This is a genomic window from Nostoc sp. FACHB-190, assembly GCF_014696905.1.
Classification (GTDB): Bacteria; Cyanobacteriota; Cyanobacteriia; order Cyanobacteriales; family Nostocaceae; genus Nostoc_B.
In genome coordinates this window covers 216,063-234,070 of the sequence record NZ_JACJQW010000005.1, presented here as the reverse complement: position 1 = coordinate 234,070, position 18,008 = coordinate 216,063, and the positions used below count along the sequence as shown (strand labels likewise).

The window sequence follows — 18,008 nt, the reverse complement described above, 5'->3', positions numbered from 1 at the left end:
CTTTACTTTTTTTTAAGTTTTTGTTTTGAGAGAAAATTTTCTTTTTTAAGTTTATTTATTGCCGAATTAATTGATTTCATCAAAACTTTTTACTCCTGAAAAATTTACTTAAACGTGATATTTTTGCCTGGATAAATGCTAGACAGTGAAACAATTTATGATTGATACTCTATTGATTGCACTGTGTAACTCACAATGTGTACTGAAATAGAAAGCTAGTGTAATTGTGCAACAGTTGTCAATCACGATGGTAGATGTTGTTTGCTGAAATCAAGGATATTTTTTACACAGCGATCGCCTCAGCTTGTATTCCTACAGGCAGATAACCACTGTAGCGTTAATCTGTGATTATGCTTAGGACTGAAACGTAATTTTAGAGCTTTTTCATCAACGAGCGATCGCTTACAATACTGGTGATAATTAGCAGTAGATGAGCTTTGCTCTACGTGATTACCCGCAATTTTCTTGAGGTTGATCTGGAGCATTGGCACGTTTTTGTGAAAGAACTGTAATTTATCAGTAATTTTGTCAAGTCTAGCACAATCGGGAATATTTTTTTTACATAAAAAGAATAAACAATAGGCAGAGAATGGAACTAACCAGCCAATTAGCTGGGTTTGGCAACTCAAGCCTACACTGATGCCTAGCACAGTTGTAATCGGGAAATGTACGGTGAATAAGCAATATAGGGTTTTAATTTCACCCAGTAAACTACTGAAGTAAACATTACTTTTCCGCAAATAACAGTAGGTTTAGTTGGGGAATTATGAAAATTCTCAAAAAATCTTGATCAAAGTTTTCTTGGTGTCGAAGATAACTCATAATATCTTCACATTCAAGCGAAGAATTCTTTAAGTTGCCGATGAATACGAATGCTCGTTTACAAGCAATTTTAACTGACACAGCGATCGCAACTGTGTTACCCGCGATCGCCCAAGTCAACTTACCTAACTGGTGGTTAGCTGGAGGTGCAGTCCGTAACAGCGTTTGGCGGTCAATATTTGGCGAAGACTGCGCCTTAGTCATCAATGACTTTGATATTGCCTTTTTTGATGCAGATGGCGATCGCTCTCAGGAATTAGCGGCTAAAACCATTCTCACAGAAAAATTCCCTAACTATAAGTTCGATGTCAAAAATCAGGCTAGTTTTGCCCTGTGGCGGGCTGGTAGGCGGACTTACACTAGTACTGAAGATGGTATACAAGATTGGTTACATACTGCCACTGCTGTTGGTGTCAGGTTAAATAGCCAAGGTGAATGGGAGTTTTTGACACCTTACGGACTAGATGACCTGTTTTCTGGAATTATTCGACCAACACCAGCCCATATTCACAACCCAGATGCTGAAAACAAAGCAGCAACGTTTCTTGCTAAGTGTCCTCATTTGAGATTGGCATAATTTATGGTTTATCAAGAACAAATTGCGATCGCCACAAAAGGTCATGGCGAAATGCACGATTTGACCGAGACAGTCCATCAAATAGTTAAAAAATTGTTGTACTAATCCCTAACCCCTCTTTCCCAGATTGAGCAATTTTTAATAATATCCTGTTACAGATTCAAGGAAGTCGAAGGTAGAGTATAGGTCTTAATCATCTATACTTTGTAATTCTCCATGTTACGACAACCTGCTTTTGGCATCGCTTTAAGTACGCTTGTCCTTGCTAGTGGATTTATCACTACTCCGATACCAAGCCACTCATCTACCAACAGCACAACTCATCCCATTGCTTCTAGTCAACTAGCCTCATCCACTACTACCTTTAACACCACTGCATTAGAAAAATCAGTTTTTGAACAAATCAACCGCTATCGAGCTTCTAAAAAACTGCCAAAGTTAACTTTGAATGCCAATATCTCTCGACAAGCCAGGATTCACAGTCAAAATATGGCTAAAGGGAAAGTTCCCTTCAGTCATAACGGATTTGAAAAGCGTGTTATGGCGACTACAATTCGCTTTAATAGTGCAGGCGAAAATGTGGCAGTCAACCAAGGATATAGTAATCCTGCCTCTCAAGCTGTAATTGGGTGGCTAGAAAGTCCGGGACATTTGAAGAATATCAAGGGAAATTACAACTTAACTGGTGTTGGTGTGGCGACTAATCAGCAAGGTGAAGTCTACTTAACGCAAATTTTCTTACTGACTAGATAAATTGACTTGCTGAAATTATGTAGTGTCTAAGGGTATTCTTTTGTGGAAGACACTGCATTTATGGTTTAGTAATTTATGACATTACCAGATTTTCAGGTTTGCGATCGCGACATTAATGACTCTACCCTCAGTGAGTACTTAAAAGCCGAGGTGATCGCAGTTGATACGGAAACTATGGGATTATTACCACAGCGCGATCGCTTGTGTCTTGTGCAGTTGTGCAACCCGGAAGGTAAAGTCACAGCCATCCGCATCGCCAGAGGACAAACAGAATCTCCCAATTTAAAACAGCTTCTCGAAGCCAAAAATATACTAAAGATATTTCACTTTGCGCGGTTTGATGTTGCTACTTTACGCCACAACTTAGGAATTTTCGTCCAGCCTGTTTTTTGTACCAAAATCGCCAGTAAATTAGCCCGGACTTATACCAACCGTCACGGACTTAAAGAGGTAGTACAAGAATTAGAACAAGTAGAACTTGATAAAAGCGCCCAGAGTTCTGACTGGGGTAATGCTGCTAATTTAACAGAAGCGCAATTAAGCTATGCTGCTAATGATGTGCGTTATTTAATTAGTGTCCAACACAAGCTGAGTGAAATGCTCAAACGAGAAGAACGTTGGCAACTCGCACAAGAATGCTTTCAAGTCTTACCAACAATTGTTGCATTAGATTTATTACAGTTCAAAGATTTATTTGAACATTGATTGAAAGTCAATAGTCAAGAGTCAAAGCATTCTCCTATATTCACCTCTTGCACCAAGCGACTGAAGTCGCAGCTACACGAACAAAACCCACCTACGCAGGTTTCTCACTACACCTTTCAAAGCCTGTGCAGGGGAGCAGGGGAGAATGAGGTACTCTCTCCCCTGCCCCTCCGCACCTCTGCCCCTCTGCCCCATCAAACGCCTGAAGCTTGTGAGAAATGCGGGCTACGCGGGTTTCAAACCCCAGATTTAGCGTTAGTCCGCGTAGGCGGACTTTGTTTGTATAGCCACGAATTCTATTCGTTAGGGCTTGGTGCTATTTGACCAAAATCTAGACTTCTTTTTGCTGATTTTCGGCGTGGTTTTTCAGCCGAGAGACAACATTATAGTCATCTGCACCTGCGGGAGTTCTAGATTCCGCAATACCTTCTGTTGAGCCGCCGATCGCCTTCCAGGCAGCTAAACCACCCTTCAGTTGAGAAACATGCACAAAACCAGCAGAACGCAGAACTTGTGCAGCTTGGGCAGATTCTTGATCATTACCACCGTAAATATAGATATCACGGCTTTTGTCTAAAGATGGTACAGCTCGCTCTGCTAGTTCATCAATGGGCATAGGCATGGCTCCCATGATGTGACCTTCGTTGTAGGTCTGGCGATCGCGCACATCTAAAATTGTCAAAGCTGGTTCGCCCCATTCCAAACGCGACTTAAGAACATGAGCATCAGATACCGGCTCAACTGGTGGCTGTTGAGGAATAATACCACCTATTAAGTTATTCATAAAATATCCTTAACTGACTTTGCTAAGAGCAATTTAACGAGATGAAGCTATTAGATTGCTCTTTCTCAGGTATGAATACTATAAAAGTCTTTCTTCCGGTATATTCGGTAGTTTTGGAAAATTAAAACCTCTATAATTCAGCTTTTGATTTCTGAGATTACTAACAACAAAGTTCCTTCAATTTCTTCTCTAATTGCAGGCGTAATCTTCCGGGACACATTCAGGCAATTTATCAGTAATTTATTCGCACTATAATATTGTTGAATTAATTCAATTTGCTGTTTACTAAACTGCCAATCATGACAAATATTGCGATATTGAATTAGGAGTTCCCTAAATTTTCCACTCCAGAATTTACCGTGTTCTATCCACCACTTACGAAATTTATGTGGATGATTTTGAGCATTTGGCAATTGTTTCTTGAGGTTGTGGAGAAATTGCTTAAATTGAGACTCAATAACTAAATTTAGGGCTTTATCAAAGGCAATATTTAACGCATGGGCATAGTCAAAGACAATAGCATCATTCAAAATATAATGACAGGCAAATTCCAGTTCAGCCGCACAAGCAAAAGTACTAGTCAAAAACTCATCAATCGCCAATTCTGGATTGAATGCTAAATTACCTAAAATAGCACGTTCCAGACCATAACTAGATGAATTGCCAAATACTTGCTGTTGAGGACAATTACTTGCTTGCGAACACACTTCTAAAACACGACCGACACAAACTAAATAAAAAGCCCGAATTGCACCTGCTTTATATTGAGTAGCTACAGAATTTGATTTTTGATTGAGCCATAAGAAAAAATCTTGAATTTTCTGGTCATTAGCTACTAAATTATCTATTTTTTGTTTCATTAATTGCAGCATTATTTCTGCATTGGGCAACATACTCACAGTCAATAAGAAAATATTTTGCCAGCGTTTTTCGGTGATATGAGTAATTAGCTGATTTACAGACTGTTCATGGTAATTGATGACAAAATTTTTCGCCGTTAAATATTCTTGTAAAGCCAGATGAGAGAAAGAGTAAATACCGTGCGATCGCTGCACCAATAAACCATATTCAACCTCGATTATTTTCAACCATTTTTCACTATCGTGCAACTGCTGATTTACTAATTCTAAGTCAGTAGCATAGTAATTAAATTGACTTAAATATTGATATATTAACGATTGTATGTGTTCTTGCTCAAAAAAATAATCTTCTTGCTCAAAAGTAATAGCCGCTATTTGTGCGAGGAGCTTTTTAGGATTAAATAACTTGAAGTTCTCTGTAATTGACTGTCTGTAAATACCTCTCACATCATCCCATCTACCCAGCAAAATATTTAAAGCTTGTTCATATAACTTAGCTACGTTAAATGTAAATTCAGATTTGGTGTGAAAAAATAAACAAATTAAATGTAATAATATTGGTGCGATCGCTAATTCGCGTAATTGCTTGTTTTCTGGCAAATTCAATTGATGAAGAAATAAATTTCCTATAGATTCGCCATCTTCCTTAGATTCCTTAGCAACTACTACAAACCATTGTTTTACAAAAATATCGGCTTGCTGCATATCAAAATCAGCAATTTCAACCTCAGTAAATCCTGGGAATTTATATTTTTGCGCCCCGATGCGACAACTAATTACAAAGCGATTTTTGTAATAAGTCTGAGAAAATCGCCGAATTTCTTGATTAACTTGATTGATATCTATCGTCGGTACTTCATCTAATCCATCTAAAAAAATTAATCCTTTGCCTTCAGTTAAAACATTTTGCGTTGATTCTGCTTCAATGCCACAACTAACAAATTCTTGGCTAATATACTTCAATAAACTCAAATCACTATTGTCTTTCAGGTCTTCAGCAAAGTCTTTCAGGTTAATAAAAATAGCTACATAACTCGGTTGAAATTGACCTTGATTACACTCAAGCGCCAAATATTTTAAGAATATTGTTTTACCTGTACCTGGTTTACCCAATATCATCAACTTTGAGTAAAGTGATGCTACTTCTAAACCTAGTAATTTTTTTTGGTTAAATTCTTGTAGTAAATCATCAATTTCTAACCATCTTTGACTTGTGATTGTTTCTAATATATATATAGGAGTATATATATCACGCAATGGAATTGTCTGAGCAATATCCATCATTTGTAAAGTACCGCACTGGTCTTGAATTTTGTCTTGGCGCTTTTGACGTATTTCCTGCACCAATATATTTAAATCTCTATTATTAGTTTGTGATTTAGCACTAGCATCTGAAGTTATATCTTCCGGTAGGGCAGCAATTTTTTGCCAAGATAACCCTAAATGTTGACAAATTTGTACAAAGCAACTGCGCGAAACTGGTTCACCTGCAAAAAACTTGGATACGGGTTGACGTGTAATACCTAAAGCTATGGCTAATTTGTGTTGGCTTAAAGTTTTGTCAGTTAAAGCTGTTTTTGCAGCTCTAATACCTTCTGAGGAAGCTCGGAGTCCTTGGCTGGTCATACAATCAGCTTTTTAAGTGTATTTTCTTACAAGTAGGAATGTAGCTGCACGTAGACCCACCCTGGACAGATGGCTTGACTTTTCCAAAACAGTTGACTTTGGAAAATTGAGAGTCAAACATTTTAGCAAATTTCAGTTGAGTCTAGCTGGATATGCCATTGACTTTCTGTCTGAAGGGTATTTGTTCTTTAAAAATCTTCAATAAATTGAATTTCTTTTAAAGATAAGAGTACTTAATTATACGGTTATGTTCAAAAACATACAAAAATCATACAAAACTTATACATTTGGTATGCAATATGATGGCTGAAGTTTTCCGAAATTTAATAGAAAATTAAGTGTATCTCAGTAGAGTAGTGTCCATGTCTGGCAAAAACTCGTTTATGTCTAAGTAATCAACTTGGGTAAATGTCAAGAAAATCTAAAAAATCTTTGTAATTGATAGACTTTTCCACAGTGGCTTCTCGTATGCCCAAAAAACTATCTCAACTACGAGTTGCCCAATGAATCATAGGCTAGAACTTTATGGTTATGCTTCCTGTTACAAATCCCAAAATTCTGGTTGTAGATGATGACTTTGGTGTCCGTAATCTAATCTATCGTTTTCTCGGTCGAAAATATCAAATAGAGTCTGCGGCAGATGGCAAAACGGCGTTATCGTTATTTGAGCAATTTGATCCAGCTTTAGTAATTTTAGATTGGAATTTACCTGATATCAGTGGCTACAATTTGTGCGAAGAAATGCAGAGTCGAACGAATGTCTTAGTCATGATCCTAACCAGTAGAAATGCGGAAGAAGATAAAATTAAGATTCTTTCGGCGGGTGCTGATGACTTTTTGACTAAACCATTTAGTCTCGCGGAGGTAGAAGTCAGAGTACAAGCACTGTTAAGACGTATACGTTCTATCAACCCATCTCCTGTACAACGCTTGATATTTAAGCAATTAGCCATTAACCCAGAAGGTAGAGAAGTCACACTCAATGATAAGCCGCTAAATTTAACAGCATTAGAGTTTAATATTTTACATTTTTTAGCGAGTCATCCTGGCCAAGCTTGGAGTCGTCCACAACTCATCCAAAAAATTTGGGGTTGCGACTATGTGGGCGATGGACGTGTTGTTGATGTACACATTGGTCAATTACGCAAGAAATTAGAAGTTGATCAAAATGTACCTGAGTTTATTAAGACAGTCCGGGGCTACGGTTATAAATTTGAATTGCCAGAAGTAACTAGTGCTTAATCAGTGAATCACGTCACTGTAATTTACGCTTTAATTTATAAATCATTTTTTATCACCTCAAATTGCCAAATATCTTGATATTTCGGATCAGATTTGGTTAGGTGCTACAAAGACTTTATATTATCCAGTGCAAGGGATTTGAGTTTGTATAGCCGCGATTGTCAATTATCTGCTCTTCTATTTATAGCAACATCTTTTGTCTTTAAAAAAGACAAAAGATGTCTAATTATGTCGTTGAATTATTGAATCTGACTAATGGAGATTTCCGAGCGATCGCACATTGCTTGTGACTAATATTGATAATCGAAATTACAATTAAAATTGTGATTTTATCTTTGTTTTTAATTTATCAAATATCTGCATAATAATTCATCCATTGCATAGTAAAATTAATATTTTACCTGCGGACATAATTAGTCATTTTAGGACGTAATTATCTTCTTGACGCTATTGAATAACAGATTTTTTTTCATAAAAATGTTCAGTATGAATTAGGCGATGCAAGCTTGATCCATACATAAACAAATGTTTTCTGCCAATTTTGATTGGAGGAAAAAGAATGGAAAAAATGAATAAATCTGAAGCAAATCCTGTGGGTGCTAAACTTTTCACAGATGCCGAAAGCTTTTTAGAAGACTTAGGTGATACAGCAGCGATGGCTGTACAAGGAGGAGAAGGTGCTTTTTTCCTTCCATATATTGCCTACGGTCAGAAGTTTCTAGAGTACGGCGTGAACGGATTTGCAATCAATAATATTGCATCCATCGCCAAGTCATTTAGTGGTGCTGGTGTCGGTGCTGCTGGGGTTGGTAATGGAGACGATACTGGCGGTGCTGGTAATAGTGGTGTTGGTGGTGCCGGTAATGGCGGTGTTGGTAATGGTGGCAGTGCTGGGGGTGTTAGTTCTGCGCCAGGCCTCAGTGGCACTATTACCTATAAGTTGTAGTTTTCTAACAACTAAAAATCTCAAAATCAACAACAAAACAACGAACAATTCACGCTATTAAATCGGAGAAAAAACAATGGTCAAGATGAATGTATCTGCTATCAATCCTACTGGTTCTGAATTATTTACAGATTCCGAAAACTTTCTCGAAGACTTAACTGATACAGACGCAATGGCTGTACAAGGAGGAGAAGGAGCTTTGTTTCTCCCATACATTGCCTATGGTCAGAAGTTTCTAGAGTATAGCGTGAACGGATTTGCGATCGCTAATATTGCATCAGTCGCCAAGTCATTCAGTGCTGCTGGTCTTGGTGGTGCTGGTGGTGGTGCCGGTGGTAACGGTGGTGCTGGCGCTGTTTGATAGATTGTCATTTGTTAGTCTATAGGATTCATTTATTAATAGCTGAATCCTACTAAAATCGGATGATTACTAGTAAATTCATTGATGATTGTTAGCCATTAATTACTTTCCTTAGTTTTAAGTATTTATCTTAGACTAAGGATTTTTTATAATTTAAATTCCATAAATATTTTATACATTTAATTTTCACTTATTAGGAAAATAATAATTTCAATCCTGCTAAAGATAGAAATTAAAGTACATATCACCCATCTAATTTACTACTATTTATGGCTGTGATTGGCATAAATGTTTTACTAATATTAAATCTATTCAAATCAGGAACAAATTATCTATTGCATAAATTTAAGTTAGCCATAATCAAATCCCCATTTAGATTGATTTTTCTCTTTGGATAAGGTTTTGAGGATATATGTCACATAAAATCAATCAATTTCCAGATTTAGAAAGCTATAAAATCAATCCCAGCAAGCTTTTAACACCTTTTCAGAAAAAAATTTTGCTCAAAAATTTACAAACAAATTTACAACCTGAATATCGTCGCCGTATCGAAGTTATGTTGCTGGCAGATCAAGGTCAATCTCCAAGTAAAATTTGTCAAATATTAGGCTGTTCTTACCACATGGCAAGATATTGGACTAGTATTGCTAAAGCTGGATTAGCTCACCAATGGCAGGAACAAAAAATAGGTCGTCCAAAACTTATTAATGAGCAATATCTCGACCGCCTAAAACAATTAGTCACTCATAATCCTCAAGAATATGGCTATCCGTTTCAAAACTGGACTGCACAATGGTTAAGTAAACATTTAGCTAATGAAATGAGCATTAAGATTACCGAACGTCACATCAGTCGGTTACTTAAACAAATGGGACTTTCCACAAAACAAAAAAATAATTCTAACCAACAAGAAACTAAGGATATGAAAGATTCAGAAATTATAATATATGATTTGTATTTAAATGGTGAAAATAATAATTTATCAGAATTATTTGATTTTGTGAATACTTATGAATAGAGAGTATTTTTCAAACAGGGATAAATTGATGAATGATGTTTTCATTATTGCTTCGGAAGATATATTGTATCAACTCAAGCTTTCTTGCCAACTGCCAGATATAATTGCTGCGATCGCAACTCGCAAGATTATTACTGATGCTGCTACTAAAGCAGATATAGAAATTAAAGCAGGAGAGCTTCAGCAAACAGCAGATAAATTGCGTTTAGTAAAAAAACTGATCACAGCCAAAGATACTGAAACATGGCTAGAAAAACATTATCTGTCTCTCAATGAATTCAAAGAATTAGTTCAAACTTCTTTACTGTCTGCCAAGTTAGCTGAATATCTCTTTGCTGAACAAGTCAAATCTTTCTTTGCGGCACATCAGCTTGATTACACTCAATCTATCACCTATGAAGTTGTTTTAGATGACGAAGAGTTAGCTTGGCAGCTATTCTATGAACTGCAAGAAAATAACATATCTTTCCAAAATATTGCTCAACAATACATCCAGGAACCAGAATTACGTCGTCTAGGTGGATATTGTGGAATCAGATATCGTAGTGATGTGATACCAGAAATTGCTAATTATGTTTTTACTGCCCATCCGCCACAGATTCTTAAGCCCATTCTCACACATAAAGGAGTGCATCTAATTTGGGTTGAAGAAATTATTCAGCCTCATTTAGATGAAAAATTACGCTGCAAAATTCTCCGAGATTTGTTTGCTAGTTGGTTACAGCAACAACTGGAGGAAATGAGAATTGTGGTGCAAATTTAATCTCGGTATCAACTTTTAATAGCGTAGGTTGGGTGGAGGAACGGAACCCAAAATCATCACATATCTTGCACCAAGCCCCGACGAATGGAATTCGCGGCTATAAAAACAAAGTCCGCCTACGCGGACTTTCATTAATCACATATCTCAACTTAGTTGTTCATACTTAAATTTCCCCTTAATAAACTTATTAAAATATTGACCTTTAGATGGTGCATTATCTAAGTCGTCCTTGATATTAGGAGGTACTTTAAAATACTGATAAACACTTCCACTATCAAATTCAAGAGTCAGCGTTTGAGTTTTTGAATCATAGCTAAATTCCTTAATAAAGCTACCTTCTGGTTTGAGTAAGGGGAAAGCGATGACATCCCGAATGCTTGCGGAGTCAGTTAATAACATGACTAACCGATCAATGCCAATACCTAAACCGCCTGTAGGTGGCATTCCATATTCCAGGGCGGTGAGGAAGTCTTCATCTACACTTTGGGCTTCTAAGTCACCAGCAGCTTTACGGGCGGCTTGGGCTTCTAAACGTTCCCTTTGATCGATAGGATCTGTTAACTCTGAGAAGCTGTTAGCAGTTTCGCGTCCCACAATAAATAACTCAAATCGTTCTACCAAACCCGGTTGAGAACGATGGGGTTTTGCGAGTGGCGAAATTTCTACAGGATAGTCAATGACGAAGGTAGGTTGAATTAAATTTGTTTCTACCTTTTCTTCAAAAGCTAAATTGAGTAACTTGCCAATTGATTCGGCTTCATCTGTACCAGGAATACCCGCATTTTTGGCTGCGGCTTTTGCGTCTGACAAACTTTGGAAAGAATTAAAGTCTAAGCCTGTGACTTCTTTCACTAAGTCGTGCATTGTCACCCTCCGCCAAGGTGGTGTTAAATCTACAGTTTCACCTTGGTAGGTAATTTGCAATGTGCCGAGAACTTCTTGGGCGACGCTGGTAATAATGCCTTCCGTCAGCGCCATCATATCGTTGTAGTCGGCGTAGGCTTGGTAAATTTCAATTGAGGTAAATTCGGGGTTGTGTCTGGTGGAAATTCCTTCATTGCGGAAAATCCTTCCCATTTCAAATACTTTTTCAAAACCACCGACAATCAACCGCTTGAGATGGAGTTCTGTGGCAATTCGCAGATACAGTTCCATTTCTAGGGTGTTGTGATAGGTGATGAAAGGACGTGCATCTGCACCACCAGCTTCACTTTGCAAAACAGGCGTTTCAATTTCGAGGAAATCTCGCTGTTCCAAATAGCGGCGAATACCGGCGGTGATTTGGGCGCGACGGCGAAAAGTTTGGCGGACTTCGGGGTTAACAATCAAGTCAACGTATCGCTGACGGTAGCGTTTAGCAACATCTGTTAATCCATGCCACTTGTCGGGTAGGGGCAGAAGGGATTTGGTGAGGATGGTGTATTGTTTGACGTAGACTGATAATTCGCCCTTTTCAGTCCGTTTAATTGTGCCTTTAACTCCTAGAATATCGCCTGCATCTGTGAGTTGCTTCAGGTGGTTGAAAGCTTCAGCATCAATTTCTGCCATGCTTTCTTGGATACGATTTTTCTCCAGATAAAGCTGTATGGTGCCGGTTTCGTCTTGCAAGGTGAAGAATGCTAGTTTACCGAAAACACGCCGCGCCATAATGCGTCCTGCGATCGCAACTTCTAAGTCAACTTCTTCACCACTAGCTAAATCAGCAAATTTTTCCTGCAATTGGGCAGCGTTATGGGTGGATTCCCAACGATAGGCGTAGGGATTAGCCCCTAACTGCTTAATCTGGTCTACTTTTTCCAGCCTTGCGGCACGGATATCTTCTTCCGACATGGTAACGAACTAAAATAGGGCAAGATTAATTATAGATGCTGCAATCAAGTGGGCGCTGACAAAATAACTAAGTTCGCTGCGACTTCCCTCAATATACAAGGTTGGGTGGAGGAAAGGAACCCAACATCATCAAGACTACATAAACAGAACCCAAACCGGGCTTCAAGTTGAGAGCAGGTTAAACAAAGACTGGGTTTTTCTCAATAATGTATTCATTTATTTTTTACTACAAAAATGTAATTCTGTGTCTTCTGTACATTCTAGAAGAATATAAAGGATACAATCAAAGTCATAAAGCCAATGGCTATAGGACTCAATGACTATGAGAATTAAGCAAATTTCCGTCAATGGCTTATTTGGTATTTTTGACCATGTAATTCCATTGAATATGGATGAACGACTCACTATCATTCATGGCCCCAACGGTTTTGGTAAAACAGCTATATTGAGAATTTTAAATTGCTTTTTCAACTCTCGATACTCAGAATTAATAACTATTCCATTTAAAAATTGTGTAGTTGAATTTGATAATGGTAACATTATTGAAATAATAAAAAATTTTGATAATGAAGAACAGAAAAATAAGATTAATTATAATTTATATACAAATAATTCAAAAAAACTTTCTTTTTCTCCAAAGCAAATAAATATTGAGTCTGTTGGCATAAGCTTTTCACTTAAATTTTTAGATAAAATAATACCAGGATTAGCACAAGTGGCTCCTCAAAAATGGCTGTATGAACCCACAGGAGAAACTTTTTTATTAGAGGAAGTTGTAGAACGTTTTGATAATTTATTACCCTCAAACTTAAGACTAAGAGAAATACCTAAATGGCTAGAAGAATTGAGGGAGAAAATTCATATTCGTCTTATAGAATCACAACGGTTGCTTAATTTTGTGTCTAAACGTTCTTCTAAACAGTCTGCTGAAAAACCTTCAATGATATCAACCGTATCTGACTATTCTGATGAACTTGCTCAATTGATGCAACAGAAATTTAAAGAATACGGCACAATATCTCAATCTCTTGACAGAACTTTTCCAATCAGAGTAGTCAAACACCAGCCATCCGCAGATTTAACAGATGAACAATTACGTCATAAATTAAGTGAGCTTGAAGCAACTCGTTCTCGGTTAATAGAAGTTGGTCTTTTAGATAAAGAGGAAGATTCAGAAGTTCAAATCCAGCCTCAAGATATAGATGAAAGTACTAAAAATGCTTTGTCTGTATATGTTGAAGATATGGAGAAAAAGCTGAGTGTTTTTGCAGAAATCGCCAGCAAAATTGAATTGTTAAAGAAAATTATCAATAATAAATTTGCTTATTCTTACAAAGAAATAAATTTTAGTAAAGAGAAAGGTTTTATCTTCACCACACTTTATAATTCTTCATTAACTAACTCCAAAACTCTTTCGCCAACGGATTTATCATCAGGTGAGCAACATGAGTTAGTTCTGTTATACGAACTTCTATTTAAAGTTCAACCTAAATCTTTAGTATTAATTGATGAGCCAGAATTATCACTTCATGTAGGTTGGCAAGTTCAATTTTTAAAAGACTTGCAAGAAATTACCCAACTTGCAGACTTAGATATATTAATGGCTACACATTCACCAGATATTATTCAAGACAGATGGGATTTAACGGTTGAACTGAAAAGGCCAGAAAAGTGAGAGAGTTTTTAAAGGGTGAACGTTTTGCTAACTACATACGATTACGACGAAGTACATTTACAGGAACCTTTTTATTAGTAGAGGGAAGTTCTGATAAAGTTTTCTATCAACGATTTGTTGACGAATTAGCTTGTGAATTAGTGGACACTTCAGGAAAACCCTCTAGTAGACAGAATGCTATTGATACTCTAGAAATTTTAGAAAAATCAAATTTTCAGGGAGTTTTAGTAATTGTCGATGCAGATTTTGATCGGCTTAAAAGCTTAGTTCCAAGTAGTCCCAATTTACTTTACACTGACACCCATGACTTGGAAACTATGCTGATTCAATCACCAGCGTTAGACAAGGTACTGGCTGAGTTTGGTTCTGAAGAAAAAATTGCCCAGTTTAAGCGAGATGTGAGATTAACATTGTGTGAAATTGGCATCTCAGTAGGTTATTTGCTGTGGATATCTCAGTCTGAAGGATTAAACCTGACTTTTGAGGGTATTACATTTAGCAAATTCATTGATGAGCAAACTCTACAAATTAATGAACTGCAATTAATTCGAGAAGTTAAGAATAAATCTCAAGCCTATTCGTTAAAAGACGAAGAGTTGCAAAAACAGTTGATTAGCCAGAAAAGCAACAACCATGATCCTTGGCAAGTCTGCTGTGGCCATGATTTAGTAGAAATTCTGTCCCTTGGTTTACGTAAGGCGCTTGGTACGAACAAAGCTGCTGATGTTGAACCAAACGCTCTTGAGCGTAGTTTAAGACTGGCTTACGAAGCAGTCTATTTTTGCAAGACGCAACTCTATTGCAATATTCGCACCTGGGAAAGTCAGAATCAGCCTTTCAAGGTTTTGCGAAATGACATATAGGAATCCTATTTGATTTTTGGAAAAAATTCAGTACGTGTAATATGTGTAGGGTGCGTTACGGCTTACGCCTAACACACCGAAAGCTTGGCGTTAGATGCGTTACGCTGTCGCTAACACATCCTACGTACTAAAAAATCTACTCACTCCTCACTCTCTATTTTTGAGCTTCCACCCCCGCAAGCAAACATGTGTAGACATAACTGCTGGGAAAGTTCTTTACAAACTTCAACTCCCCGCACGCTGTTACCTCGCGCATCTAAGGGTGGCGAAAATACTCCAATACCCATTTGATTGGGGACAACTGCAAAAATTCCGCCACAAACGCCACTTTTAGCGGGAATACCGACTGTATACGCCCATTCGCCAGCAAAGTTGTACATTCCACAGGTGTACATGACGCTGAGAATATCCTTTATATATTGATGATCTACAGCTCGTTCGCCTGTGATGGGGTTTATTCCTTTGTTTGCCAATGTCGCGGCCATCACGGCTAAGTCGTGACAATTCACTATCACAGCACATTGCTTGAAATAAAGGTCTAATGCTTCTTCAAGATTTTGGTCAATCATACCAAAGTTCAGCATCAGGTGAGCCATTGCGCGGTTGCGATGTCCGGTGCTGCGTTCGGAAGTAAATACAGACATATCTACAAATACATCATGACCAGTGTAGCAGCGAAACATTTTTAAGACGCGGTTGAGGCGTTCGGTTGCACCATCTCCTTTAATTAAGCTGGTGGTGGCGATCGCACCGGCATTTACCATTGGGTTATATGGTCGCTTCGATCGCTCATCTAAAATAATTGAGTTGAATGCTTCTCCAGTCGGTTCTACTCCCACTCTTGTCAACACATAATCTCGCCCATGATCTTCTAGTGCTAGTCCATACGCAAAAACTTTCGACATGGACTGGATAGTAAATAGTTGTTGATAATCTCCAACTTCATACACTTGGCCATCTACAGTCACGATGCAAATGCTAAATAAATCCGGGTTTACTTTGGCTAATTCTGGAATATAGTTGGCGACTGCACCTTCTTGCAAAGACTTGTACTTAGAATGCAAGTCTTGGAGAACGGACAACAATGATGATGAATTTATTTCTAAATCTCCTGAATTTGCTTGTTTTGCCATGAAGCTAATAGTTTATATAAGAAAATCATAAATGATCAATTAGTTTAATTTTGAGGTAACTTTTGCTACATTGTAAAACTCGTTAATATACGTCCATCCGCTTTTTTTAATTTTCTCATTCTTATTTTTCTTTTAATTGTAAAAAATATTAGTTGTAAAAGCACCGAATTTTTTTGCTCCTGACTGCTAAAAATACGGGTTTTATATATTACTTTTGTTTCTCGTAAAAACAGTATATTTCCTTGTAATTATTCACTACATGAGTTTTTTTAAAACATTCATGTTTTTTGTCAATCGAAGGATACATTCTGCCCAAAAACCTTGATTTAAGAAGTTTGTAAGCAATTCTAAAGATTGTATGAATCTAGTCTAAATCAGTATTGACACTGGTTTTTTCACTTCAATATATTTAAAGCTTATAGTTTATATTTAAAAAAAATATATGTTCTATAACATACAAATTTTTGGAGGAAACTAACAGGTAAATCGCACAAATTTCGCCAAAATCGAATCTGAGAGGATTGTAAAGTTTTAATAAGAAAAATGTTCGTAGCCGAAAAAAACGCTACACACCCAAAATCCGCATTTGAACAAGGTTTCACTGTTTTGATGAGCATTTAAATTTGAGAAATTGAAGTTTGATTACGCTAAAACCCTGATCCCCAAGTCCAAAAGTTCGTGTTAGTCTGTTGCAGTTATGAAAAACAAAGTGAAAGCGGAACGAGTTCGATTTTAAGGAAAACTTTTGCTGTTTATGGCAATAAATTCCGTTAATCAAAAAAACTACTGTTCTACAGTCGCTTGAAAATTGGACGCATGAACCAAAGACATTTGTGGACTATTGTCGCCTTGTTTGTGACTCTTACCGGGATACCCTCAATGGGTCGCACTCAAACTACAACTCAAACCACCAAGGAAATTCAACCAGTTTCCCGAAAATCACCAGCAGGTGATGTGGTTAAGGTAGGTGAGTACCAATCCCCTACAGAGCAACAAAACTCGGATGCTGTGATTACAAGCATTCATACTCACAGCATTAGGGGTCTTCAGGCGGCAACCCTGTACATCCGGAACATACCAGTACTCACTTTCGTGGGTTCCAAGCCAGTTGCGAGTAGTGAAACGAAACAAGGTGTTGTAGGAGAAGGACGGGGCGTGCAGTCGTACGCCCTTATTGCTGGAAACTCAACTCAAGTGGCAAGTACTGGCAATGTAGTAAGTTCCGGGAACCAAGTCGGCGCACTAGAAAATGACCCAGTTCAAAGAGCTAGTGCGATCGCAGCCAAAATCAACCAACTGATTCAAGACAACGTTGATGCCAAGGAAATCACAGTCAGTTGGAAAGATAGCAAGACTGCTAATCTCGCCCAAGATAAAAGCTCTACTGCACAGCAACAGTCTAGCGATCGCTATACAATCAAAATCAAAGACCAAGAATTGGTGGAAATCAACGAAAATACCCGCCTAGCAGACACCACCAAAAATCTTGCACAAGACGCATTACAAGCAACTAACCGCCTACGCAGACTGATTGGTAACGCATCTCCCATCGATAAAATCGCTAATTTACCATCGCGTTCACCATTGTCTATCCCACCGTTACCACAACAAATTGCCGTTGGTAACGTCAGACTTACCTTTAGAGGTATAGCTTCCTATTATGGCTATGACTGGGCTGGCAATAAGACAGCTAGTGGACAAAGATTTAATCCCGAAGCTATGACCGCAGCACATCGCACCTTACCCTTTGGTACACGAGTTCGTGTTACCAACACCCGTAATGGTCGTTCTGTCATAGTACGTATCAATGACCGTGGCCCGTATATCCGGGGTCGAGTTATTGACTTATCCTCTGGTGCAGCACGAGTTATTGGTATGATGGGTAGCGGTCTTGCTCCAGTGCATATCGAAGTGTTGGGACGATAGGTCTGAGGTAATTTGTCAGGATGCCAGGACAGTTTGACATAATTTTGGATTTCTCAGTTCCCAATCCAAAATCTCAAATATCAAATCCAAAATTTATTGGCTGTTCGGCGTAGTGTTTTCCCTC

The 18,008-nt window shown here is 37.9% G+C and carries 16 protein-coding genes; 11 read left to right on the top strand and 5 right to left on the bottom strand.

The genetic code is table 11. The features are described 5' to 3' along the window. Positions 1-299: 299 nt before the first annotated feature. Positions 300-740 (bottom strand): hypothetical protein, encoded by a 441-nt coding sequence (locus H6G28_RS08920; protein ID WP_190670329.1) that lies wholly within the window; start codon positions 738-740, stop codon positions 300-302. Between the two features lie 122 nt (positions 741-862). Here H6G28_RS08920 and H6G28_RS08915 point away from each other — a divergent pair, with 122 nt between their 5' ends. The 3 genes from H6G28_RS08915 (at position 863) to H6G28_RS08900 (ending at position 2,857) form a co-directional block, all read left to right on the top strand. Then, positions 863-1,399: a nucleotidyltransferase family protein gene (locus H6G28_RS08915; RefSeq protein WP_190670328.1), complete on the top strand. Its 537-nt coding sequence runs from the start codon at positions 863-865 to the stop codon at positions 1,397-1,399. A gap of 216 nt (positions 1,400-1,615) precedes the next feature. Then, positions 1,616-2,152 carry a CAP domain-containing protein gene (locus tag H6G28_RS08905; RefSeq protein WP_190590006.1) on the top strand — a complete coding sequence of 179 codons (537 nt, stop codon included), beginning with the start codon at positions 1,616-1,618 and terminating at the stop codon, positions 2,150-2,152. Positions 2,153-2,227: 75 nt separating this feature from the next. Beyond that, the gene (locus H6G28_RS08900) at positions 2,228-2,857 is read left to right on the top strand and encodes a ribonuclease H-like domain-containing protein (protein WP_190590005.1); all 630 of its coding nucleotides are present in this window, start codon (positions 2,228-2,230) and stop codon (positions 2,855-2,857) included. Between the two features lie 331 nt (positions 2,858-3,188). On the opposite strand, the gene H6G28_RS08895 is transcribed toward H6G28_RS08900, so the two are convergent. Both H6G28_RS08895 and H6G28_RS08890 read right to left on the bottom strand, forming a co-directional pair. Next, the gene (locus H6G28_RS08895; protein WP_190670326.1) at positions 3,189-3,641 is read right to left on the bottom strand and encodes a rhodanese-like domain-containing protein; all 453 of its coding nucleotides are present in this window, start codon (positions 3,639-3,641) and stop codon (positions 3,189-3,191) included. A 137-nt stretch (positions 3,642-3,778) separates the two neighbouring features. Next, complete coding sequence (locus H6G28_RS08890) at positions 3,779-6,127, bottom strand: NACHT domain-containing protein (protein ID WP_190670324.1); 2,349 nt, start codon at positions 6,125-6,127, stop codon at positions 3,779-3,781. Positions 6,128-6,652: 525 nt separating this feature from the next. Here H6G28_RS08890 and H6G28_RS08885 point away from each other — a divergent pair. The 5 genes from H6G28_RS08885 (at position 6,653) to H6G28_RS08865 (ending at position 10,457) form a co-directional block, all read left to right on the top strand. Next, entirely contained in the window at positions 6,653-7,369 is a 717-nt protein-coding gene (locus H6G28_RS08885) for a response regulator transcription factor (RefSeq protein ID WP_190590002.1), read from the top strand. Between the two features lie 559 nt (positions 7,370-7,928). Next, positions 7,929-8,315: a hypothetical protein gene (locus tag H6G28_RS08880; protein ID WP_190670323.1), complete on the top strand. Its 387-nt coding sequence runs from the start codon at positions 7,929-7,931 to the stop codon at positions 8,313-8,315. Positions 8,316-8,391: 76 nt separating this feature from the next. Next, positions 8,392-8,676 (top strand): hypothetical protein, encoded by a 285-nt coding sequence (locus H6G28_RS08875; RefSeq protein ID WP_190590000.1) that lies wholly within the window; start codon positions 8,392-8,394, stop codon positions 8,674-8,676. 412 nt (positions 8,677-9,088) lie between these two features. Next, on the top strand, positions 9,089-9,694 hold the full coding sequence (locus H6G28_RS08870) for a helix-turn-helix domain-containing protein (protein WP_190589999.1): 606 nt from the start codon (positions 9,089-9,091) through the stop codon (positions 9,692-9,694). A 28-nt stretch (positions 9,695-9,722) separates the two neighbouring features. After that, complete coding sequence (locus H6G28_RS08865; RefSeq protein WP_190589998.1) at positions 9,723-10,457, top strand: peptidylprolyl isomerase; 735 nt, start codon at positions 9,723-9,725, stop codon at positions 10,455-10,457. Between the two features lie 144 nt (positions 10,458-10,601). On the opposite strand, the gene lysS is transcribed toward H6G28_RS08865, so the two are convergent. After that, positions 10,602-12,287: a lysine--tRNA ligase gene (gene lysS / locus H6G28_RS08860; protein ID WP_190670321.1), complete on the bottom strand. Its 1,686-nt coding sequence runs from the start codon at positions 12,285-12,287 to the stop codon at positions 10,602-10,604. Positions 12,288-12,609: 322 nt separating this feature from the next. Here lysS and H6G28_RS08855 point away from each other — a divergent pair, with 322 nt between their 5' ends. Both H6G28_RS08855 and H6G28_RS08850 read left to right on the top strand, forming a co-directional pair. Next, positions 12,610-13,962 (top strand): AAA family ATPase, encoded by a 1,353-nt coding sequence (locus H6G28_RS08855; protein ID WP_190670319.1) that lies wholly within the window; start codon positions 12,610-12,612, stop codon positions 13,960-13,962. Continuing rightward, the gene (locus H6G28_RS08850) at positions 13,959-14,825 is read left to right on the top strand and encodes a DUF4435 domain-containing protein (protein ID WP_190670318.1); all 867 of its coding nucleotides are present in this window, start codon (positions 13,959-13,961) and stop codon (positions 14,823-14,825) included. The genes H6G28_RS08855 and H6G28_RS08850 overlap by 4 nt, the downstream gene beginning before the upstream one ends. 140 nt (positions 14,826-14,965) lie before the next feature. On the opposite strand, the gene glsA is transcribed toward H6G28_RS08850, so the two are convergent. Continuing rightward, entirely contained in the window at positions 14,966-15,958 is a 993-nt protein-coding gene (gene glsA, locus H6G28_RS08845) for a glutaminase A (RefSeq protein WP_190670316.1), read from the bottom strand. Between the two features lie 816 nt (positions 15,959-16,774). Here glsA and H6G28_RS08840 point away from each other — a divergent pair. After that, the gene (locus tag H6G28_RS08840; RefSeq protein ID WP_190670315.1) at positions 16,775-17,884 is read left to right on the top strand and encodes a septal ring lytic transglycosylase RlpA family protein; all 1,110 of its coding nucleotides are present in this window, start codon (positions 16,775-16,777) and stop codon (positions 17,882-17,884) included. Positions 17,885-18,008: the final 124 nt, after the last annotated feature.